Source organism: Mesorhizobium sp. M0189 (assembly GCF_040322135.1).
In the GTDB taxonomy this organism is placed as follows: Bacteria; Pseudomonadota; Alphaproteobacteria; order Rhizobiales; family Rhizobiaceae; genus Mesorhizobium.
This window is the reverse complement of record NZ_JAMYSW010000008.1, coordinates 23,924-44,773: the sequence shown is the minus strand read 5'-3', so window position 1 is coordinate 44,773 and position 20,850 is coordinate 23,924. Positions and strand designations below refer to the sequence as shown.

At 61.4% G+C, this 20,850-nt stretch carries 19 protein-coding genes and 1 pseudogene; 11 read left to right on the top strand and 9 right to left on the bottom strand.

Features of this window, described 5'->3' with window-relative positions; all coding sequences use genetic code 11:
- Positions 1-3: 3 nt before the first annotated feature.
- Positions 4-1,215: a YcaO-like family protein gene (locus NKJ09_RS16465; RefSeq protein WP_198030448.1), complete on the bottom strand. Its 1,212-nt coding sequence runs from the start codon at positions 1,213-1,215 to the stop codon at positions 4-6.
- Positions 1,216-1,384: 169 nt separating this feature from the next.
- Entirely contained in the window at positions 1,385-2,095 is a 711-nt protein-coding gene (locus NKJ09_RS16460; RefSeq protein WP_023716896.1) for an N-acetylmuramoyl-L-alanine amidase, read from the bottom strand.
- 371 nt (positions 2,096-2,466) lie between these two features.
- On the opposite strand from NKJ09_RS16460, the gene NKJ09_RS16455 reads away from it, so the two are divergent.
- Positions 2,467-3,369, top strand: a complete 903-nt coding sequence (locus NKJ09_RS16455; RefSeq protein ID WP_023716895.1) for an AfsR/SARP family transcriptional regulator — start codon at positions 2,467-2,469, stop codon at positions 3,367-3,369.
- A 76-nt stretch (positions 3,370-3,445) separates the two neighbouring features.
- On the opposite strand, the gene NKJ09_RS16450 is transcribed toward NKJ09_RS16455, so the two are convergent.
- On the bottom strand, positions 3,446-4,033 hold the full coding sequence (locus NKJ09_RS16450; RefSeq protein ID WP_023716894.1) for a histidine phosphatase family protein: 588 nt from the start codon (positions 4,031-4,033) through the stop codon (positions 3,446-3,448).
- A 31-nt stretch (positions 4,034-4,064) separates the two neighbouring features.
- Positions 4,065-4,883: an enoyl-ACP reductase FabI gene (gene fabI, locus NKJ09_RS16445; protein ID WP_023716893.1), complete on the bottom strand. Its 819-nt coding sequence runs from the start codon at positions 4,881-4,883 to the stop codon at positions 4,065-4,067.
- Between the two features lie 650 nt (positions 4,884-5,533).
- Here fabI and NKJ09_RS16440 point away from each other — a divergent pair.
- The 5 genes from NKJ09_RS16440 (at position 5,534) to NKJ09_RS16420 (ending at position 12,456) form a co-directional block, all read left to right on the top strand.
- Positions 5,534-8,560: an ATP-binding protein gene (locus NKJ09_RS16440; protein WP_031193359.1), complete on the top strand. Its 3,027-nt coding sequence runs from the start codon at positions 5,534-5,536 to the stop codon at positions 8,558-8,560.
- The gene (locus NKJ09_RS16435; protein WP_023716891.1) at positions 8,557-9,789 is read left to right on the top strand and encodes a YcaO-like family protein; all 1,233 of its coding nucleotides are present in this window, start codon (positions 8,557-8,559) and stop codon (positions 9,787-9,789) included. The genes NKJ09_RS16440 and NKJ09_RS16435 overlap by 4 nt, the downstream gene beginning before the upstream one ends.
- 2 nt (positions 9,790-9,791) lie before the next feature.
- Entirely contained in the window at positions 9,792-10,580 is a 789-nt protein-coding gene (locus NKJ09_RS16430; RefSeq protein WP_023716890.1) for a TfuA-like protein, read from the top strand.
- Positions 10,581-10,633: 53 nt separating this feature from the next.
- Complete coding sequence (locus NKJ09_RS16425; protein WP_023716889.1) at positions 10,634-11,830, top strand: gluzincin family metallopeptidase; 1,197 nt, start codon at positions 10,634-10,636, stop codon at positions 11,828-11,830.
- Positions 11,831-11,940: 110 nt separating this feature from the next.
- Positions 11,941-12,456, top strand: a complete 516-nt coding sequence (locus NKJ09_RS16420; protein ID WP_051409559.1) for a hypothetical protein — start codon at positions 11,941-11,943, stop codon at positions 12,454-12,456.
- On the opposite strand, the gene NKJ09_RS16415 is transcribed toward NKJ09_RS16420, so the two are convergent.
- From NKJ09_RS16415 to NKJ09_RS16405, 3 genes are all read right to left on the bottom strand, one after another.
- Positions 12,453-12,782 (bottom strand): hypothetical protein, encoded by a 330-nt coding sequence (locus NKJ09_RS16415; protein WP_023716887.1) that lies wholly within the window; start codon positions 12,780-12,782, stop codon positions 12,453-12,455. The two genes, NKJ09_RS16420 and NKJ09_RS16415, sit on opposite strands and share 4 nt — an antisense overlap.
- Before the next feature lie 602 nt (positions 12,783-13,384).
- The gene (locus NKJ09_RS16410) at positions 13,385-14,311 is read right to left on the bottom strand and encodes a DnaJ C-terminal domain-containing protein (RefSeq protein WP_023716886.1); all 927 of its coding nucleotides are present in this window, start codon (positions 14,309-14,311) and stop codon (positions 13,385-13,387) included.
- Positions 14,312-14,411: 100 nt separating this feature from the next.
- The gene (locus NKJ09_RS16405; RefSeq protein ID WP_023716885.1) at positions 14,412-14,873 is read right to left on the bottom strand and encodes an RT0821/Lpp0805 family surface protein; all 462 of its coding nucleotides are present in this window, start codon (positions 14,871-14,873) and stop codon (positions 14,412-14,414) included.
- Positions 14,874-14,912: 39 nt separating this feature from the next.
- Between NKJ09_RS16405 and pdxH the strand changes: the two genes are divergently transcribed.
- The 4 genes and pseudogenes from pdxH to NKJ09_RS16385 all read left to right on the top strand — a co-directional run bounded on the left by pdxH (position 14,913) and on the right by NKJ09_RS16385 (position 16,496).
- Positions 14,913-15,530 carry a pyridoxamine 5'-phosphate oxidase gene (pdxH, locus tag NKJ09_RS16400; RefSeq protein WP_023716884.1) on the top strand — a complete coding sequence of 206 codons (618 nt, stop codon included), beginning with the start codon at positions 14,913-14,915 and terminating at the stop codon, positions 15,528-15,530.
- Between the two features lie 27 nt (positions 15,531-15,557).
- Positions 15,558-15,731, top strand: a pseudogene (locus NKJ09_RS16395) (CopG family ribbon-helix-helix protein); the annotation flags it as partial.
- A 31-nt stretch (positions 15,732-15,762) separates the two neighbouring features.
- On the top strand, positions 15,763-16,125 hold the full coding sequence (locus NKJ09_RS16390) for a type II toxin-antitoxin system RelE/ParE family toxin (RefSeq protein WP_348633202.1): 363 nt from the start codon (positions 15,763-15,765) through the stop codon (positions 16,123-16,125).
- Positions 16,126-16,196: 71 nt separating this feature from the next.
- The gene (locus NKJ09_RS16385; protein WP_023716881.1) at positions 16,197-16,496 is read left to right on the top strand and encodes a hypothetical protein; all 300 of its coding nucleotides are present in this window, start codon (positions 16,197-16,199) and stop codon (positions 16,494-16,496) included.
- A 72-nt stretch (positions 16,497-16,568) separates the two neighbouring features.
- Here the strand turns inward: NKJ09_RS16385 and NKJ09_RS16380 are convergent, their stop codons facing one another.
- Entirely contained in the window at positions 16,569-17,321 is a 753-nt protein-coding gene (locus NKJ09_RS16380) for a crotonase/enoyl-CoA hydratase family protein (RefSeq protein WP_023716880.1), read from the bottom strand.
- 36 nt (positions 17,322-17,357) lie between these two features.
- Entirely contained in the window at positions 17,358-19,121 is a 1,764-nt protein-coding gene (locus NKJ09_RS16375; protein WP_352494387.1) for an acyl-CoA dehydrogenase family protein, read from the bottom strand.
- A 554-nt stretch (positions 19,122-19,675) separates the two neighbouring features.
- On the opposite strand from NKJ09_RS16375, the gene NKJ09_RS16365 reads away from it, so the two are divergent.
- Complete coding sequence (locus NKJ09_RS16365) at positions 19,676-20,836, top strand: GH25 family lysozyme (RefSeq protein WP_031193355.1); 1,161 nt, start codon at positions 19,676-19,678, stop codon at positions 20,834-20,836.
- The last annotated feature ends 14 nt before the right edge of the window (positions 20,837-20,850 follow it).

The following is a 20,850-nucleotide window of genomic DNA, read 5'->3' as shown; positions in this document are numbered from 1 at the left end:
GCCTTACAGTACCGGAATGTTGAAGTTGATGCACCTACCCACGGAGTCGAATTGCAACACGTCGCCTGGGGGAATCTGCTGCAGGCCTGTGGCAAGAGCGCGGGCGACCGGAATGCCAATGCGATCGCGCGTCAGGTCCACGATAAAGGCCGTACAGTCAGCACGGAGGAGTGCCTGGCGCGTATAGTCGAGGAGGAGTAATTCGTCGCTGCCTTCTAAGGACGAACTCTTCGAGCCGACGGGAGCAGCTTTAAGCTTTGGATGATCGGGGGTGACCCGCTGGCTTCGCGCAATATAGGCGAGGTCATCCTGATTGAGCTTCTCGAAACCGTGCACCTGTTGCTTGGCTCGTACCAGATGATGTCCGATTTCCATCTGCACCATCTCTTTCGTTGCGGCGTGGACAGCATCGGCCATGTTTGGCCGTGCTGCGAAACCGCAAGCGAAATCGCTCCCGTCACGAGAAAACGAAAAGGCAGCGATGACCGGAATGTCAACAGCTGCGCGGATATCGACCCAGCCACACGTCCGGGTCGTCTTTCCCGACCGGTATCGGGAGAGCAGGTCCGGGAGTCCGCTATCCCGCAATACATCTTCGCCAATCGCATGCGCCACCTGGTCGCCGTGCCACCATCTCGCGACGGCATCGCGCTCGACTAGTTCCCATATTGCACGGTTTGCCGCCTCTATAAGGGTTCTTCCCGCCGCGACGCCGTTACCGAGCCTGTACGGCAAAACACCATTGCCGCTTGCGCGGCGGACGCAAAGTTCGCCCGGCAAAGCCACCGGTTCCGATGAGCCGACCTGATGCCCGGCTAGCCACAGGCGCTCGCCTCCGGTTTCGGTGACGCCGGCAAGATAGTGATCGAAGGCATCAATGCGCCGACCGGCCGTTTCGGCCCCAGGATTTCGGTCCTCCGGGTACTCGAGCTGGGAAAGATATTCGGCTGCTTCGCCGATGCAGGCTTCGAATGCCCGCTCGGAACGCCAATCGCAGCCCGCGACTCCGACAGGCTGAAAGTCGCGGAACTCCTCGCCGTGTTCATGGGGATGCGCTTGCGCCACATATATCGCGGCACCAGGTGCGTCCGGATGAGGCAGTCGAGTAATAAGACGAAGCTTCGTCGCCAACCGCGCGATCGCTATCCGATTTTCTCGTGATATCGGATCGAGCTCGTGTGGAGTTTCAAGCGAACCCGAAGCAACCGTGGCCACGTGCCCTCCATCGCTGAGCGCCCCAGCAGAATGCCCGTTGCAGGCTTGCCAACCATATCGGCCAACCGGGCGCCGGATAACCGGCTGCTTGCCTCGACAGACGATGTGGCATCTTCGCGCGTGCAGGTCTAATGCGCAACACGGGCGATCGGTGGGCGGTGCGGCCCGATTAGTCGTCCACAGGCAGCAAATCCCAGCCCGCGCAGCAGGTGGCGACATCGTGCAGGGCGGGCAGCAATTCCATCGGCACCCCAGCGGGGGTACGCAGAGCTGGGTAGGTGTCGCCGGCACCGTCGAGCACGAGATCGCGGAACCGTTTCCACGGAAAGTGGGCACCTGGATCGCTGCATCGATCAGGGTCCAGCAAGGCATGCGATGCGATGTGTTTCAAATTTGGGTACTTCGCCCAACAGTAGCGCACGATTTCAGCGGCAATCTCCACCTGCCAGTCCGAGAATGGCTCCACGACATCGCGGCTCCGCGAATTGACTATCTGGATTGCGAGGCTCCAGTCATCGACTTTGGCCTGGCCAGCGTTCACCGCAGGATACGACCGATGGTCTCGCACGTGGAGGGCGGCGCTTGCCTCCGGCACACAGGCCCATGCGAACTTGCCATGCGGCTCTTCGTCCGTGCCAGGAATCAGCCAATGCCAACTGGCCCTGTGCGCTTTCATGACGGACATGGCGCCCGCCGAACTTAGCCCTGCCGCCGCGTGGATGACCAGCGCCCTGATTCCTTCGATCGGATCGACCGCTCGACGGGACGTCGCATTATACCAGTGATCCCGTACGCCGGGATAATATTCCTCCGGAATTCTGAATGGTGCAGGTCGTCCCGACCTTGGCAAATCAAAGAGAAAAAATCTCGGATCGTTCATCGTCCGTTATCCCAGGGTCGAGACCACCTTTGTCTGCGCCACGCGTGAAGGCAGCGTGATTCCCCCGCTCGCAGCCGTCTGCCGCGCGTCGACTGCCAATCACGTGCTGCTCACGAGCAACTTACGACGACCCGGTTCAAATCGGTGCATATCCCGATCTGGAGGCGAACCCGATGTTCTCCCGATCCCTTGGTGAGGAGCGATGCCGTGGATGAACTCGTAAACATCATCGTGTTGTGGCCAACCGTCACTTTTGGCTACCGGAACCGCCGCAACACCCGAGGATCCGGCATGTCTCGCCGACCCAGACGATCGTGCTGCGTCCGGATTGGAACGCTCGCGAATCCGGCACGCCAGTGGGGAGATAGCAGATGAATGCTCAGTTCGAGTTTTGCCGGTCCATGACCCGCAACCACCAGCTGGCTGCGTCCCTGCGGCGTCCGGCAAGCTTGTCTTGGCCGATCAAGGTGTATGTTCTCGGCGGGTTCCGGCTTGAACGTGACGGTTCGGCACTGGACCTTGGCGCCAAGCCACCGACGCGGGCCCTCGACATTCTTCGTGCCTTGGCCATCTCCCAGGGCCAAGTCTGCCCGCTCGAAGGCCTGCAGGACTGGCTCTGGCCCGACCTTGACGGCGACCAGGCGAAGGCTGCCTGCGATCAGGCGCTCCACCGTCTGCGCAAATTGCTCGGCCAGACGGACCTGGTGATTCAGAGGGAGGGCAAGCTGCGCCTCGCCGCAGACAGGGTTTGGGTGGATTTGGCCGATTGGGAGGCGCGCCTCAAACGGGCTCTGGCCTCGAATGCCGTGACTGAACCGGAGCTGGAGCGGCTCTTCCTCCTGTTCCCGGGGCCTCTCTTTCTGCACGAGCGTATTGCCGCCTGGTGCTTGCCGGCCGCTGAACGCGTGCGCCGCGACGTGATCGAACTCGCGATCCGCATCGGCAAGCACTGCGAGGCTCGCAACGATCCTGGGAAAGCCCGGACTATCTATTTGCGGGCGCTCGATTTTTACCCCGACTCTGTGAGAATCTACAAGGCGCTCATTCAGGGCGACATCGCCCAAGACGATGTTGCTGGCGCGATCGAGGATTACTCCTGCTACGAGCGGACACTTCGCGCATCATGCGGTAGCACACCTTCGCCTGAGCTGCGTGCCCTCATCCAGTTGCTCTTCGCGCGCCTTGCGCGTGAGACCGGACCTGTTGGGCAATATGTCAGGGCCGGTCGAGAACGGTTTGTCCCGGTTCTCAGGCCAGCGACGATCCCGGCGTGATCAACTTCGCCTACGCGCCTCTGTCGCCGATTCAGCGCGAGATCGCATTCTGCTTCAATCTCTCGAAAGCTCACGACTAAAGCCACTCCAGGCGCCAGCCGTCCAGCCTGAGCAGGCGGTCCTGCGGCACTTCCATGCTGACCGCATCTTGTTCGGACATCCCCAGCACGAAGCGGAACAGCGCGCGCATGACGCCACCATGGGTCACGCAGACCGTCTGGCGATCGAGCGCGTCGAACCACGGCTTCACCCGTTCGAGCAGCATCTGATAGCTTTCGGCGCCCTCGCCGGGCGGCTGGAAATTCCATTTATCGAGGCGGCGGTGCCTGGTCGAACCGGGATCGTTCGCCTCGAGTTCGGCAAAGGTGAAACCCTGCCAGTCGCCAAAGCTCAATTCTACGAGTAGCGGCTCGGTACGATAGGCGTGCGGATCGAGCTTCATCGCCGCGCGCAGGCGCTCCATCGTCTCGCGCGTGCGCCGCATCGGGCTGGCGACAAAGTCGAAATCTTCGGGCTTGTCGATGAGTTCGGCCAGCCTACGCCCGTTGCGGCTAGCCTGCTCGCGGCCAAGCTCGTTGAGGTCGGTATCGGCCTGCCCCTGCAGCCGGGCCTCGGCGTTCCACGCCGTCTGGCCGTGGCGCACGATATAGACGAGCGGGTACATCAGGTCTTCCGGAAGAGGTCAGGCGGCGGCGTCAGTCCTTGACGGTAGAAATATCCGGCGCGTCGACCGCCTTCATGCCGACGACATGATAGCCGGAATCGACATGATGGATCTCGCCGGTGACACCGCGCGAAAGGTCGGACAGGAAATAGACGCCGGAATCGCCAACCTCCTCCTGCGTCACCGTCTGCTTCAACGGGGAATTGTATTCGTTCCACTTCAGGATGTAGCGGAAATCGCCGATGCCGGATGCGGCAAGCGTCTTGATCGGGCCGGCGGAGATCGCGTTGACACGGATCTTCTTGGCGCCGAGATCGACGGCCAGATAGCGCACGCTGGCTTCGAGTGCCGCCTTGGCGACACCCATGACGTTGTAGTGCGGCATCACCTTTTCCGCGCCGTAATAGGTCAGCGTCAGCAGCGAGCCGCCGTCGGTCATCAGCGCCTCGGCACGTTTGGCGATGGTGGTGAAGGAATAGACCGAAATATCCATGGTGCGCAGGAAATTGTCGCGCGTCGTCTCGACATAGCGGCCGGTCAGCTCGTCCTTGTCGGAAAAGGCGATGGCGTGGACGAGGAAATCGAGCTTGCCCCAATGGCTGTCGATATCGGCGAACACCGCATCAAGGCTGGCCGGGTCGGTCACGTCGCAATGGCCGGCGACATGCGCGCCCAGTTCCGCGGCAAGCGGCTCGACGCGTTTCTTGAACGCCTCGCCCTGATAGGTCAGCGCGATCTCGGCGCCATGGTCGACACAGGCCTTGGCGATGCCGTAAGCGATCGAGCGATTGTTGGCGATGCCAAGGATAAGGCCGCGCTTGCCGGCCATAAGGCCCCGTCCACCCGCCATGTCAGCGCTCTCCGCAAGGTTCTCTACTTTGTGGAGTGCCTATCGCACAGCCACAGTGCCCCTTCAAGCGTTCAAAGCGGACAGTTCGGGGGACAAAGCGGTTGCTCAGCAGTGCCGCGCGTCCTTTGGACGTGCAAAGGACGCTGTAGCGCTTTGACCTTGCGGTCGTGGGCCAGTGAAAAAATACGACACTTGGTGTCCGTGTGGCACGGCGGAAGATGACCCTTTGGCGGAAGTTTCGTTGGCCAGCGGCCGAAGTCACGCTCATGACCCCAAGCCGACTTCATGATTTGAGCTGTGGACGACCGGTTTGCGCCTAATCTAAGACATTCCGGAGACGCGGTCCTATCCCGGAAGCGGACGTTGCCAGTGAGCGCGCTGGAGACGTGATTGCGCCAAACGTGGACCGCACGCGCGCTCCTCCAGCCGACACTCCTGTTAGGCTAGAGGCACCCCATTCCTGTCGTTGCAGCGAACTGAAAGCCCGCGTTGATGATCACGACTGGATTGCGAACGGATAGCAGACGGGTGGGCTAGGAACCCATTATGCCGTTGCCAATGGGACTATTCTAAGCCTTAGTGCTCACGATGGAGCTTCGATAACATCCGAGAAAGCCGCGTGGCTCTCTCAGCGTGTTGCAGGACGTCCGATGACCACCAGGGAACGAGTTCAGACCGGGTCGCTTGCAGGGGAGCGCAGGCATGTGACCGCGCTGTACTATGACATTGTTGGTTCGACCACTCTGCTAAATCAGCTGGACCCCGAAGAATTCGGCGCTATGCAACGTTCGCTCCACAATGGAGCGGCTGCATTGATCAGCGACTACAATGGCTACCTCGAGCGGGTTCATGGCGACGGCGGCTGCGCCTATTTCGGCTTTCCCGAGTCCAGGGAAGATGCCGCCGAATGTGCGGTCGCGTCGGCAATCGAAATTGTCGAGTGGTGCGAGAAACTGGCGAGACAGTCCGAATCCAGCCTCAAGGTAAGGGTCGGCATCACCACAGGTGTGGTCGTCATCGCTGACGCTTCGAAAACGAACCTTCCGGGCGCCACCGAGATTATTGGCGTCGCGCCGGCACTGGCTGCGCGCATCCAGTCCGAAGCAGCGCCGAACAGTGTTGCTGTCGCAGAAGCCACCTATCGGCTTACCATGGGCGCGTTCGAATTCGAGGAGATCGGTCCAAGGCACCTGAAAGGATTTGGCGAACCGGTACTTTTGTGGCGGCCATTAACTCGCCGGCAGCAGTTCGACCGCTTCACAGCGTATCGGCGCGTTTCCGCGCCGCTAATCGGTCGCGAAGACGAGCTTGAATTGTGTGGCCGGCGTTGGGTTAGAGCCGCAAACGGCAATGGCCAGTTCATTCTTCTCCATGGCGACCCCGGGATCGGAAAATCCCGGCTGATCGCCGAGTTCCGCCGTGATCTTGCCGCTAAGGGTGTGCGGACCCTGGTGTTTCAATGTCAGCCGCGCGGCAATTCGGAACCGCTGCACCCGTTTCTAGAACCTCTCAGAAAGGCAATCGCAGACGCGACCGGCAACGCCGACCCGGATCGGGATGCGGTCACGCGCTACCTGCGGTCACATGGCTCGGAACTTGGCGCGTTGAATGCCGAGATCATCACATTCCTTGTCGCGGGCGAGACGGAGGGGGGCGCTGGCCAAGCCTGGCAGGTCGATCTCTCGAACGAGGAGATCAGGGCGCGTGTTGTCGAGGCCATGCTGTCACTTCTGACGTCGCCGTCCGTTCTTGGACCGCTCCTCCTGATAATCGAGGACGTTCACTGGGCAGACACGCTCACCAAAGCACTTGTCGCCAAGCTGAGCCGGTGGATCGAAACACGGCCGATTCTTGCCGCAGTAACGTCGCGCGAGGCTATCGCGCCGGACGGTTTCGGCGATCCAAACGTGCTTGCCGTCGCCTTGTCTGGCCTGACTGCTCAAGCTACCGCGGAGCTGCTCAGCACGATCTGGGAGGATTATTCGCCACCAGATGAACTGGTCGCCTTTATCTACGAGAAGAGCGATGGCGTGCCCCTGTTTGCCGAACAGCTGGCGCTTTGGATCCGTGAACGAGCGAAGGCTGGCTTGCCAGATCGGGCCGGATTGGAGGCGTTGCTTCGTGCGGATAGCATTCTGGATCTCCGGGATCTTCTCGCAGCCCGCCTCGCCAGCTTGGGGCCATTGAGACGTGTCGCCCAAATCGCAAGCGTCCTAGGGCGACAGTTCCGACGGAAACTGCTGGCTTGTGTGCTTGAACTTGGGCCTCTTGCCATACCTCTGGACGAAGCAATCGAAGGTCTTGTCCAAGCCGGGATTGTCCGTCGGAAGTCTGGCGGTATGGAAATTCGCTTCCGCCACGTGCTGATCCAGGAAGCGGCCTACGAAAGCCTCCTGAAATCCGAGCGGCAGGAAATCCACACAAGCGTTGTAAATCTCATTCAATCAGGTGTTGTTCCGCCGCTCTCCGACGAGACGATGGCATGGCATTTCGGGCAGGCCGGACAGCCTGTGCAGGCGGCGCGCCACGCTATTCAGGCGGCAGAGGCTTGCGATGTTCGGTCAGCAATGCAGGAGGCAGAAAACCTGCTGGATTTCGCTGAGAAACAACTCGCTCAGGCCGGCAGGAATGCCGAGTCGAATGAGCAGCTGCTTCGCCTCCTCACAGTTCGCGGGCCGGTCGTTGCAGCGCTTTTCGGTAGAGGCAGCAAGCAAGCGCGTGCGATCTATGAGCGCGGCGTATCGCTGTGCGCCACGGTTAAGGATCGGGATCGTGCAGAATGGTTCCCGCTTTACTGGGGTTGGTGGTTCACTGCGCCCGACTACCAGACACAGCGCGCAAGATCCGACATCCTCGTGCAGGACCTTGAAGGCTCTGCAGATCCTGAGGTCCGGCTTCAGTCGCTGCATTGCGCATGGGCGACCAACATTGATGCCGGGCTGCATTCGCACTGCCTAAAATGCGTCGAGCAGGGTCTCGTTCTTTACGACGAGGATCGCGCATGTTTCAACCGCGGCCGTTACGGAGGTCATGACGCCAAGGTCTGCGGCCTGGGCGAACGTGCGTTCTCCCTGTGGTTCGTAGGCGACGACAATGGGGCTTCCGAAAGTATAATCGCTGCCAAACGATGGGCCGAGCACATCAATCATCCGAACAGCATGTTGCATGCACTGGAGTTCGAGATCGAGCTGAAACGATATCGAAACGACCATCCCGGTGTGATTGCGGTCTCCGAAAGGATCGGAGAACTCGGGCGGGCAACGCCGGGTGTACTCGCCAAGGCGGCGCTGTTCCGTGCCTGGGCGCAGGGTATGAGCGGGGACGCGGCAGCTGGCGTAGTGGCATTCGAAACCGAGCTGACACGCTGGCGCGAGATCGCGACCTACGAGGGTGCCCCCGTTTTTGAGGGCATGCGTTCGGAGTTGTTAGAACGCGCTGGACGCAACGACGAGGCCTTGTCGATACTGGATAGCATCATCGCAGCTTCGACCAGCAGTGGGCAAGTGTTCTGGCTTGCTGAGTTGCTACGGCAGCGCGGTGTGCTCCGTCATACCCTTGGCGAATCGCAGGAGGCGGTGATGGCCGACCTTCGTCGAGCGCTCGAAGTCAGCACCGAACAGCGGGCCGCACCCCTGGCGTCACGCGTGCGGCTGGACCTCGATCGGCTCCGGCTGTGAAGTCCGACACCGGCTTTGCGCAGGCGCTTGCCATTCCTGCGAATGAGATCGGTCTTAGGCTCGACCGCGAACTCTCCGCCCTTGGCGATGCCCAGTGCACAGACTCCGCAGCCACCGAGAAGCTCGCCCGCGGGCTTTTCTCCGTCCGGAGACGTTTTGGCATAACGCGGATCGGATCGTTGACCCGCCTTGATCGCGCCGGCGTGGCGGTTGCTCAAGCCGTGCGGCCATTGTCGCTCTCCAACGCTGTCTCCCAGGGCAAGGGTGAAACCCTCATAGAGGCAGCGGCCGGGGCACTGATGGAAGCGCTCGAAGGATGGGCAGCGGAGCAGGTCTCGCATGAGCGCATCAGGATCGCAAGCGCGCGCGTTCTGGGAGAAGAGATTCGGGCCCTCTATGCCGGCTGCCGAGTCCATGACTTCGACGCCGGCTGGGATCAACTGCAACTCCAGTGGACCGACGGTTATGATATTTTCACCGGCCGGGTGCTGCCAGTTCCTCTCCCCCTGGTCGATACCATCTACACGCTTCCGTCCCCGCATCCCGTGGCGTTTCCCCGATCCACGCGCGGACTCGCCGCCGGGCAAACGCTAGTTTCCGCGATCACCCATGCAGCGCTAGAAATCATCGAGCGCGCGAGCATCGCAGGAGCCAAGCGGTATCCACGTTCCTTTCCGGAAATTCGTATCGACCCCGCCCGTATTGGCGGTCCGCGTTCGTCGCGAATTCTGGCAAGCCTCGCAGCCGCGGATCTCGTTGCCGGAATATGGCTCGTCCCAGGCGATCATGATTTGCCGGTCTTTCGCTGCGCCGTAATGGAATCGGAAGCGCATCAGGAGATTGCGCCGCTGCCGGGCGAGGGGTTTGCGTGCGACTTTACCCATGATGGCGCCTTGGCCAAGGCACTGATGGAGGCGGCACAGGCCCGGGTAACCGCGCTCGCCGGTGCCCGTGAAGATATTACACGTGCCGCTTATCCCGAGTGGTACGACCGAGTGGACCTGGACACGCGTCGACGCTCGTTCCGGGTGCCAGGGAACGCCACCACGCTTCCCGCCGATAGCGTCGGACCGACCTCAGGCGCCAGCAAGCTCGACGCCGTTCTCAAATCGCTAAGGCGCGCCGGAGCGCAGGCGGCCCTTGTCGTGCCGCTCCATAGCAGCACGGATCCCGATATCGAGATTGTCCGTCTCGTCGCCCCTCCGCTCAAAGACCTCATCAGAGGATAGGGATGGCGGACAAGCCGGTCATTTTCCTCGGACCGACACTGCCGCGTGCCCAAGCGGCAGCCATCCTCGACGCCGTTTATCTACCGCCCGCCGAACAGGGTTCGATCGTCCGCGCAATGAGAGCCTATCAACCGAAAGCGATAATCCTCATCGACGGTTCGTTCGGGAAGGTACCGGCAGTTCGTCACAAGGAAATCCTGTGGGCGTTGGGAAACGGAATTCCGGTGTTCGGGGCGGCAAGCATGGGCGCGCTCCGCGCCGCTGAACTGGCGGCGTTCGGCATGCAGGGCCATGGCTTCATCTACCGATGGTACGCGTTGACGCCGCTCGCCGACGACGATGAAGTCGCGGTAGCGATGTGTCCTACTGAACTCGGCGCGGCGGCCCTGAGCGAAGCGCTTATCAACATACGCCTTACGCTAAAGCGGGCATTGCGAGCAGGCATCATCAACGCCGTGGAAAGGCGATCTCTGGAAGTGCTGGCGCGGGACACGCACTTCGTCGATCGCAGCTATCCGAGGCTGCTCGCGGAGGCGCGATCTTCTCTGCCCAGCAAATCCGCAACGGCCCTGGATCGGCTTGCTGACTGGCTCCCCCGATCGGCGATCGACCGCAAACGCGAAGACGCAACCGGCTTGCTGGCGAAACTTGCATGCTGCCCTGAACTTCTGGCGCATGCGCCGATGACCCCGCCTTTCACCCTGACCGAAGCTTGGGCCTATGACCTCGGCGCGGCCGGGCTGTGGGACGACGACATTGGGTCTGTTCTTGCGGAACGGGATGGATTTTGATCTAACAGGAATACTTCAGACTGTCCTTTCAGGAGAGGGGTGGGACTGCCTGCATGGGCGCCAGTGCAAGATGGCAGTCGGGTATTGGATCCGCGGCTTCGCGCCTTGGAACACGCTTTCTTGTTTTTCCCCAACCTCCTTTCATTCAGGGTTACGAACGGCCCGAGATGATTTGGGTCTCCACGCCGCCTGACGCGATCGGCCCCGGGCCAGCCGACCGACGGATGTATGTGATCGACCCGTTGCTTGAAAAGCAGCCATACCAGTTTCCTTACCTGCCTCCTTACGCCGGTGCCCTCAGGCCGCCTGCGGTAGCCGGCCCAGACGGGCACTTCGACAACATTCCGCTGGGCACACCGGAGTTCGAGGCGGCGCATGCCTACGCTTGCGTGCGGCGGGTGCTCGACATCTGCGAGAGCTATGTGGGGCGCGAGATTCCCTGGTTCTTCGAACCGACCTATCCGCGTCTCGAGATTGTGCCGCGGCTGAACTGGGACAACGCCCAGTCGGGTTACGGCTTTCTGGAGATGGGGATCGATGAGGCCCGCGGAACCACGCAGCCCTTCGCGCTCAACTTCGATGCTGTTGCACACGAGATCGGGCATCTGGTGATTTTCGGCGTCATGGGAGTTCCCCGTTTCGATCCGCCGCATGAATACTTCGCCTACCACGAGGCAGTGGCCGATTTCATCGCGCTGATCTCGCTCCTGCACTTCGATACTGCGCTGGATTTGCTTTTGCGGCGCACGCGCGGCAACCTCCTGATCAACAACGAACTGGACCGCTTCGGCGAGCTCTCCGACGAAAAGCAGGTCCGACGGTTCAGCCACTCGCTGCGGATGAGCGACGTCAGCACGGAAGTGCATGACCTTTCCAAGCCCTTCGCGGGCGCACTCTTCGACATCCTTATCGAGATCTACCAGGTGCTGCTGTTCGAACGCGGGCTGTCCGATCTGGATCCGCGTGACTTTCGTGATCTCAGGAGTGAGCTTTCCGAAGAAGAGGTCGAAGACCTGCTTTCGGTTTCACTCGCCGCCAATGACGGCCGCCTCTTCGCATTGAAATCGGCATTGGAAGAAGCCCGCGACCTAGTGGGCGAGATCCTGGTGCGGTCGTGGGAAGAGCTTGATCCGCATGCACTGGACTATCGCGAAGCAGCCGAGGCGATGGTTGTTGCCTGCGAAAGCGGGCGTGCGCGCCGCTTCGCTGACAGCCTTGTCGACAACTTCGCCTGGCGCGAGATTTTTTGAAGGAGAAAGGGATGCCAAAGTCACCAACGCCGACAGGCAACCCACTTAAACCATCTGGCCCGGGCGGTGGGCCAGGTCGATCGCCAAACAATACTGGAGGGAGAAGCATTATGTCGTCCGATATTCCTGCGCCACCCAGCGCGCAAAACTATTCGCCGGATCAGATTACGCTCTATGGCGTCAGGTTGAATTTCGATAATGTGGGCAAAGTTAGTCACAGAACAGCGACTTTGCCGTTGAATGAAAACTTACTTCGCATGTCCATTGTCAAGAAACGCGATGACCTCGAGCCTATAATTCCAACCAAGGAGGTGATTGCTGTCGTCTATGGATATGCCTTTGAAGGTCAATGCTACCGCAATGACAAACCAAAACTACTCATTTTTCATCCAACGTCACGAGAAACCGCCGCGACAGGATGCGGATTTGATGACCTGGGATACGTCATGTGGGGAGTTACAAAGAAAACCCCGATCATGGAACTTGCCACAAGTACTGACTTCGCCGAAGAAATCATCTTGAATGCAAACCTTCCCGGCAACCGCAGCCCAAACACTTACGGGAACAGCTTCATGCTGGCACATCGCGGCGGCCGGCTAAGCCGCGGAGGGGGGAGCCAAAGTTAGTTCTTGGTATCTTCCTTGGCGGCTTCTTGCTTCGACTTCGAGGGTGGCGGTGGCGGGAAAGCTTTGTCATCAATATTGTATGTGCTGTCAGCCTCGACCTCCATATTCTCTTCGTGTACAAGCCAATCTTTCTCGTTCTTGCTCACATAGACATCGACACTGCCGACGTTATTGCCTTGGGTCGTAACGGCCACCTCACGTTTGGCATCACGGACTTTCAGGAAAAACTCCGTCGGCGGCGGCTCGGGAAATGGTAGTTTGTCTGTTATTCTCAAAAATTTATCACTAACCGTCACGGTGAAATATATCGATTCCACGCCTGCCATTGATCCCTCCTGCAGAAGGCCGTGCTCAAATTCGGTGCGAAGCAGTACAGTGCAACCAGTTCGGCTCGTTGTAAAGGCAGTGACTACGGCCTTACCTTTCGGGCACAGAACCCACACGGACAAACTCGACCCCGGTGATCGCCATCGCAGGTCGCCTCTCCACGATTGCCAGGATGGAGCGGATAGTTGTGCTCGATCAGGGACGCATCGTGGAAGAAGGCGGGCCGGACGAACTGGTGGGACAGGATGGCCCTGTTTGCCCGTCTGTGGAAACACCAAACCGGTGGCTTTATTCCTTACGAGATAAGCTAACCTACCCCTGTTGCAGGAGCCGACAAAGCTCCAGAGATTTGCGACGGAAATTGGGATTCCCGTTCTGCAGTCGCGAGCGCTCCGATCTACGCTCACGGCGCTTCGTGGCTTGAACGTCGCTCTCATCTATGAAGCTCCATAAGCTGCCCTTCCGCTCGCGGCTCCAAACGCGACGTCTGAGCAGTAGTTCGGCGACAACGCTCCTGGCCCAATCAAGACGTTCGGTGTATAGCAGAAGCGTCCGCAAGTCCGCTTTTCCACACGGCATCAAGCGCCGGCCTTTTCGATCGTCAGCCCTTTCGCCGGCGCATCAGCGCCTCGAGCTCGGCGTCGCCGCCTTCCGGCAGCATCAGCCGCACGTGCGCGTAGAGGTCGCCGTGACCGCCGGCCTTTTCCGGCAGGCCCCTGCCCTTCAGCCGCAGAACCTTGTCCGAGCTCGACCAAGGGGGGACGTTGACCGCAATCCTGCCGGTCGGGGTTTCGACCGCCACCTTGGCGCCGTGCACCGCATCGGCCAGTTCCACCGGCAGGTCGACATGCAGGTCGCGCCCCTCGACGCGGTAGCGCGGGTGCCGGCGGAAACGGATTTTAACCAGCGCATCGCCCGGCTGGCCCGGTCCTTGCTCACCCTGGCCTTTCAGGCGGATGGTCTGGCCGTCCTCGACATAGGCCGGCAACTTGACCGCCATCTTGCGGCCGTCGGGGAACATCGCCGTCACTTTCTCGGCGGTTGCGGCCTCCTCGATGGTGACGTCCAGCGTCACGTTGAGGTCGGCTGCGGTCGGCATCCGGCGGCCGGCGCCCATGCCGGCACCGCGCTGCTGGCTGAAAGCATCGCCGAAGATCTGGCTGAAGATGTCGCTGTTGCCGTCGAACGGGTCACCGCCGGGACGGCCCGTGCGGAATTCGAAATGCGCGCCGCCCGGCCCTTGCTGCCGGCGGAAACCGGCGAAAGGATCGGCGCCGCCGGCCGCACTCTCGAAACCCTGGAACCGCGGTTTGCCTTCGGCGTCGATCTCACCGCGATCGAAAGCCGCGCGGTTCTTCTCGTCGCCGACGATCTCGTAAGCCTGGTTGGCGGCGGCAAAACGCTCCTTTGCCTTGGGATCCGGATTCTGGTCCGGATGATACTTCTTGGCGAGCTTCCGGTACGCCGATTTTATGTCCTTGGCCGATGCGTTCTTGGCAACGCCCAGCACCTCATAGGGGTCGCGCATGCTTACTGCCCTGGAGAAGGAGTGGTTCCATGATCGCCTCCTATATGCGCTTGCATAGGAAGAAATTCCAGTGGCTTACCACTATATCGCCGGCGGAAAATCAGAGCGCCTTGAAGTCCTGCATTCGCCAGGCGCTGCCGCCGGCCAGGCATACTTCGCCTTTGAACAGCGCGACGCCGTCGAAGCTCTCGCGCGACGCGGTGAAGCGACGGCATGTCTCACCGTTAGCCCTGAATTCCGCGAGCTCGGTGATGGAGCCGCGCGAGCCGGTGTCGGCATTCGCCCAGGGAACGGCCTGCCCAGCCAGTTGCTCGACGTCGGCGGAGGACACGGCGTTGCGGATCGTGGCCTGATCGGAGGCGCGGTCCTGATCGAGCGGCGTGACTGAGGCCGGCGTGCTCGAGGTCAGCACCGAGCGGTCGACCTCCGCCTGCTCCAGGCTGAAGCCGCCGCCGCCACAGGCGGTAAGCGGCAGGACGATTATCACGATCATGGCTTTGGCGCTGGCCGAAGCGATAACGCTCCATTGCCCACTGTCAAAAGCTTGCGCGATACGCGACAATCGGCAATCTCCCCAGCCGGCGACAAATTTGGGAAAACTATGAGCGAAACCGGGTTAACAAGCGGTGACTTTACCGAGGCGGCGGAGCCGTTCCGGCTCTTTGCGGCGTGGCTCGACGACGCGACGAAGAGCGAGATCAACGACCCCAACAGCGTGGCGCTGGCGACCGTTGATGCCGAAGGCATGCCGAATGTGCGTATGGTGCTGCTCAAGGGGTTCGATGAGGGCGGATTTGTCTTCTACACGAATTTCGAGAGCGCCAAGGGCCGTGAGATCCTTGGCAGCATGAAAGCGGCGATGTGCTTCCACTGGAAATCGCTGCGCCGGCAGGTGCGAGCGCGCGGCCCGGTGGAGATCGTCACCGACGCCGAAGCCGACGCCTATTACGCGACGCGTCCGCGCGGCAGCCGCATCGGCGCCTGGGCCTCCAAACAGTCGCGGCCGCTGGAGAGCCGCTTCGCGCTGGAAAAGGCGGTCGCCGAATACACGGCGCGCCATGCGATCGGCGAGATCCCGCGGCCAAAACACTGGTCAGGCTTTCGCATCGTGCCGCAGAGCATCGAGTTCTGGCACGACCGTCCGTTCCGGCTGCACGACCGTGTCGTCTTTTCGCGCAACGCCGAGGGCGGCTGGGACAAGGTGAGGCTTTATCCGTAGGGGACGATGCCGCGCTGTTTCAATCGCAGGAGTGACTCCTATGTGGCTGCGCAGGCCATCGAGGATTTTGTAGCCCGTGAGGAATGGCAACTCGCCGAAATAGAGGCAGGATTGGCTGAAGCCTCGCGCGGCGATTTTGCCAGTGCCGGCGAGGTAGAGGCTGTTGTCGGGAAATACGTCAAGTCGACCCGCCAGGCATAAGCCACAGTCAATCCGCTAAACCGAGCGGGCGCTGCGGCGGCTTGATGAAATCGGCGCGCATGGCGAGAAAGACAATCCCGAGGCCGCCGCGAGAGTCATTGCGCGCATCGTAACGGCGGCGGGACATCTCGCCGAACAACCGCGATGGGGCGTGTCGGGCGCATCAACGGGACACGGGAACTCGTCTTGGTCGAAGCCGTATATCATCCCTCATCGCGTCGACGGCGAGACTGTCGAAATCCTCACCGTCATGCACGCCGCCCAGCGGTGGCTTAGGCCTTGTAAGTCGCTCGGCACCCAGGTCAGGCCATACCGCCTGCGCCGAACCACCCGGAACTCCCGGGCTCCAGAGACCTGGCGCTTCCGATCTCACTTCACGATCTCGTGTGCGTGAAACGTTCCAGCTTGCGGGGACGAACCAGGGAAGGGCTCAACGCGCCGCTGGCGCAAATTCAGGAGGACGCAATGCATTCACTCAGGTTGGTCACGATAGCCGGTCTTGCCGGCCTTTTCGCTTCGCAAGCCTTTGCGGAGGACGCGATGGGGACAATGACGGTGATGAAGGGTGGCGAGGTCATGGCGATCATGCCCGATGGGCATATGGGCACCATGATGCCCGACGCGAAGATGAGCGCCGAAATGATGAAAATGGCGAAACCGATCAAGCATTGCATGATGTTGATGACCGACGCCAAAGGCAAGACATTCATGATCGACACGTCTTCGGCAAAGGCCCAGGCCGAATGTAAAAAAATGGCGATGTGACAAAGAGAGCATGGCGAGAAAACCCGCCGGTTGCTGCCGGCGGGTCCACGATGCGAGACAAGGCCAGAAGGTCTAGGCCTTTTTCCTGGTCAAGAAGGCGGTCAAGGCGGCGCGGGCTTCATCGGATTTGAGCCGCTCGCGGAAATGCTGGCTTTCCTGGCCGATGCGCTCGACAAGGTCTTCGCGCGAGCCGCGCATCAGGTCTCGCGCGATCCTCAGCGCTTGCGGCGGCTTGGCCGCGATCTGGCCCGCCGCCGCCAATACCGATGCTTCGAGTGCGTCTTCCTCGACCACCTCGTAGATCAGCCCGGCGGCCTTCGCCCGCTCGGCCGAAAAGCCCTCGCCAAGGCCAAGCAGCGCGAAAGCGCCCTGCCGGCCGAGGATCTGCGGTGCGAGCAGGCTCGAACCGGCCTCCGGCACAAGGCCGAGATCGACGAAGGGCGTCCGGAATATTGTGCGCGGCGTGGCGAACGTCAGGTCGCAATGCAGGTTGAGCGTGGTGCCGATGCCGACCGCAATCCCGTCGACGCCGGAAACCATGGGCTTTTCCACTTTGGCCAACGCCATCAGGAAATCCCAGACTTCGGTACCGGCTTCGCCGCCCGAGGCGATGACCATGAAATCGGCAAGGTCGTTGCCGGACGAGAAGGCACCGGGCACGCCGAGAAAGACATGGACACGGATCGCCGGATCGGCGTCGCCGCCGGTAAGAGCCGCCGACATTGTCGCATACATGGCGCGGGTCAGGGCGTTCTTCTTGTCCGGACGGTTGATGCGGATGATCTGGATGGCGCCCTGGCGTTCGACGAGGATGTGGTCTGTCACGGATTGTCCTTTGTGAATTTCGGGCGTTTGCGAACGTCAGGCGGAAATCAGCGACTTGCCGGCAACGCCAAGGCTGTCGGCGCCGCCGATGACGCGCTCCTTCAGCGCGCCCACCTCGCCCAGCAGGTTCTCGGCGAAGAACCGGCAAAGCGCGATGCGGTTTTGGTCGGCAAGCGCACCGCGCGCCAGATAGGCGCTGCCAGCGGCAAGCGAGATCAGCCTGAGATAAGGCGTGGCGCCGGCCAGCGCCTCGTCGGAACGGCCTTCGGCCTGCAGGTCTTGCAGGAAACAGGTCACCTGTGTGAGGTCGTCGAGCGCCTGGTCGAGGCGATCGGCGGTGCTGCCGAAGCCTTCAAGGTTCGACGCTCGCACCGCATCGGCGACGGCCTTGAGCTCGGCGATGTAGCCATGCACATGCCGACCGCCGCCGAGCGGCAGTTTGCGCGTCACCAGATCGATTGCCTGGATGCCATTGGTGCCTTCGTAAATGGGCGCAATGCGTGCGTCGCGATAAAGCGCTGCAGCCCCCGTCTCCTCGATGAACCCCATGCCGCCATGCACCTGAAGCCCAAGCGAGGCGACTTCGACGCCGACATCGGTGGAAAACGCCTTGGCCAGCGGCGTCAAAAGATTGGCGCGTTCCTGCCAGTGCTTTGCATCCTCGCTCGCGGACGCGAGATCGATGGCGTAGGCGCAGGAATAGCAGATGGCGCGGGCAATCTGGGTCAGCGCCTTCATAGTCAGAAGACTGCGCTGGATGTCGGGGTGATGCACGATCGGCGCCATGCCGGCACCGCGATAGCTTGCCGCCTTGCCTTGCCGGCGATCATTGGCGTAGGCCAGCGCCTTCTGCGTCGCCGCCTCGGCGACCGCGACGCCCTGCATGCCGACGGCAAGGCGCGCATTGTTCATCATGGTGAACATGCAGGCGAGGCCTTTGTTCTCCTCGCCGACCAGCCAGCCAATCGCGCCGGGCGTGCTGCCCTCGAAGCCATCGCCATAGATCATGGTGCAGGTCGGCGAAGCGTGGATGCCCAATTTGTGCTCCAGCGCGGAGCAGAAGACGTCATTGCGCCCGCCCAGCGCGCCATCGTCGCCAACCAGGAATTTCGGCACCAGGAACAGCGAAAGGCCACGCGTGCCGGCCGGCGCGTCCGGCAGCCGCGCCAGCACCAGATGGATGATGTTGTCGGTGAAATCGTGCTCGCCATAGGTAATGAAGATCTTTTGCCCGAAGATGCGGTAGGTGCCGTCGCCGGCCGGCTCGGCACGGGTTCGCAAGGCATTCAGGTCCGAGCCGGCCTGCGGCTCGGTCAGGTTCATAGTGCCCATCCATTCGCCAGAGACCAGCTTTTCCAGATATTTGGCCTTGAGCGCTTGCGAGCCGTGCTTGTCGAGTGCTTCGACCGCACCCATGGTCAGCGTCGGAGCGATGCCGAACGCCATTGAGGCGGAGTTCCACATTTCGAGCGCGGCGGCGCCGAGCATGGCCGGCAGCGCCTGGCCGCCATACGCTTCCGGCGCGGACAGCGCGTTCCAGCCGCCATCTATCCAGCGGCGATAAAGTTCCTTCCAGCCGGTTGGCGTGGTGACGGCAGCGCCGTTGAGCACCGCGCCTTGCCGGTCGCCGATCTCATAGAGCGGCGCCACCTCCTCACTGGCGAAACGGCCGGCCTCGGCCAGAATGGCGTCGACGAGGTCTTCGCCGAGTTCGCCAAAGGTGCCGGCATCGAGCGCCGCCTTCAAGCCGGCGACATGCTTCAGGGTGAAGGCGATTTCCTCGACCGGTGCCCGATACATGGCGCTCGCTTCTCCTCAGCCTGGCTCTCCTCAGTCCGGCAGGCCAAGTTAAGACCCGTGCCGGCGCAAAATCATCAGCTTTCGGAGTTCCCTGTCCATCTTCTTTTTACGTAAACGTCAAACTTTGTCACGTGGATTTTGCAATTGCCACGACGCAGGCTAAATTCGCCAAGATAGAGCAGAATACCGAAATAGGATTGCCTCGTGCTCGCAGACCTGACGCCCATCGCTGCATCGAATGCGCCTGCTTTGGCGGGCGGCCGGTTTTTGCTATCATGAAGGTAAGGTCGAGAACGGCGCAGCCTATTGGTCGGATCGCGGCACATTGTGCTCACCACCATGCTCGCTGACCCCTCATCGCAAACGCGAGGCCGAGGGAACGCTGTCGCAAGTGCCGGCGCTAAATCCGTTTCATATCCCCTCTCGCCAGTGACAACCATCAAGACCATCGACGGAGAAGCTGTCCGAGCCGTGGCATCCGCGGGCCGCGATCGAAAGCATTTCCTTAACCATGGCGGTTCAGGATCTGGCTTTGGCCAGCAAGGACCTGCTGTTTGAAAACGCCGGCGCACCCCCTTGTCCGCTCAGCGCTTCTCCTTGTCGCGGCCGCGATAACCCTGGCGCTGACGCCGGCAAGGGCCTCGGATTTCTCCGAACCGTGGAAGGATGCGGACCGGGCGCTGGTCGTCGACGCCTACGAATACAATTCCATTGACTGGACCCGGCTAGCTGCCGACAAGCGTCTTGTCGGCTTCATCAACAAGGCATCCGACGGAATGCCGCCACCCTATTTCTGTTTCGGCGACGAGACCGAGATGCGTCTGTGCAAGACGCTTTGGAAGCGCCATGCGATGGCACAGGAACTGTTCCAGACGCGCAAGGTGGTGGCCAAGGCGCTGGGCCTGAAATGGGGTGCCTATCATCTCGCCCGCCCTGGCAACCCCGTGGGACAGGCCAATAATTTCATCAATTTCGTGAAACCCGGGCCGGATGACCTGCTTGCCCTCGACATCGAGGACGATGATCCCACCCAATGGATGTCGCTCGAGGATGCCGAGGAATTCGTGCGCCATGTGCATCGTCGGGTTGGCCGCTTTCCGGTGCTCTACACCAACGGCACGACCGCCAGGCATATCGCCGACAATAAGTATAAATACCCGCTCCTGTCCCGGTTGCCGCTGTGGTACGCGCGTTATAAGCCAGACATCGATGTGCATTTTCCGATGGGCAACTGGCAGGGCTATGCGCTCTGGCAGTTTTCGGCGCGAGCAAATTGCGGCCGGTTCCGCTGTCCCTACAGGGTTGCGGGCACGCCCAACGATATCGATGTCAGCGTCGCGCCGATGAACGCGACGGAATTGCGCGCACAGTGGCCGTTCGGCGGCCTGATCGACGTGCAGCCGGATTATCTCGCCTCGATACCGGTGCCGCTCTCACGCGAGGCGGGGCTCGCCGGCACTGCCATGACCTATGCCACAGTGGCAGCACCCGCGAGCCTCGAGCAACTGGTCGCGGTATTTAGGACGCGCTTGGCCAGGTTCAGCAGCGGCTTTCAAATGCCTGCGGCGAAGGCGGCGCCGAGCCTTCCGCGCGGGATTGCCGAATATGTTGCCTGGACGCGAAACGAAGAGCGCCTGGCATCGGTGTCTGGAATTGCCCCCACCGCCGATGCGGTCAGCAGCGTCTCGTCCGTATTCGGCCGCGGCCTGCGCTGAGGCTGAGGGCCGCC

Coding starts and splice junctions, on each gene's coding strand:
- NKJ09_RS16460 (WP_023716896.1), bottom strand. CDS start 2,095: ATGAACGATCCGAGATTTTTTCTCTTTGATTTGCCAAGGTCGGGACGA.
- NKJ09_RS16455 (WP_023716895.1), top strand. CDS start 2,467: ATGAATGCTCAGTTCGAGTTTTGCCGGTCCATGACCCGCAACCACCAG.
- NKJ09_RS16450 (WP_023716894.1), bottom strand. CDS start 4,033: ATGTACCCGCTCGTCTATATCGTGCGCCACGGCCAGACGGCGTGGAAC.
- fabI (WP_023716893.1), bottom strand. CDS start 4,883: ATGGCGGGTGGACGGGGCCTTATGGCCGGCAAGCGCGGCCTTATCCTT.
- NKJ09_RS16440 (WP_031193359.1), top strand. CDS start 5,534: ATGACCACCAGGGAACGAGTTCAGACCGGGTCGCTTGCAGGGGAGCGC.
- NKJ09_RS16430 (WP_023716890.1), top strand. CDS start 9,792: ATGGCGGACAAGCCGGTCATTTTCCTCGGACCGACACTGCCGCGTGCC.
- NKJ09_RS16425 (WP_023716889.1), top strand. CDS start 10,634: ATGGGCGCCAGTGCAAGATGGCAGTCGGGTATTGGATCCGCGGCTTCG.
- NKJ09_RS16420 (WP_051409559.1), top strand. CDS start 11,941: ATGTCGTCCGATATTCCTGCGCCACCCAGCGCGCAAAACTATTCGCCG.
- NKJ09_RS16415 (WP_023716887.1), bottom strand. CDS start 12,782: ATGGCAGGCGTGGAATCGATATATTTCACCGTGACGGTTAGTGATAAA.
- NKJ09_RS16410 (WP_023716886.1), bottom strand. CDS start 14,311: ATGCGCGACCCCTATGAGGTGCTGGGCGTTGCCAAGAACGCATCGGCC.
- pdxH (WP_023716884.1), top strand. CDS start 14,913: ATGAGCGAAACCGGGTTAACAAGCGGTGACTTTACCGAGGCGGCGGAG.
- NKJ09_RS16385 (WP_023716881.1), top strand. CDS start 16,197: ATGCATTCACTCAGGTTGGTCACGATAGCCGGTCTTGCCGGCCTTTTC.
- NKJ09_RS16375 (WP_352494387.1), bottom strand. CDS start 19,121: ATGTATCGGGCACCGGTCGAGGAAATCGCCTTCACCCTGAAGCATGTC.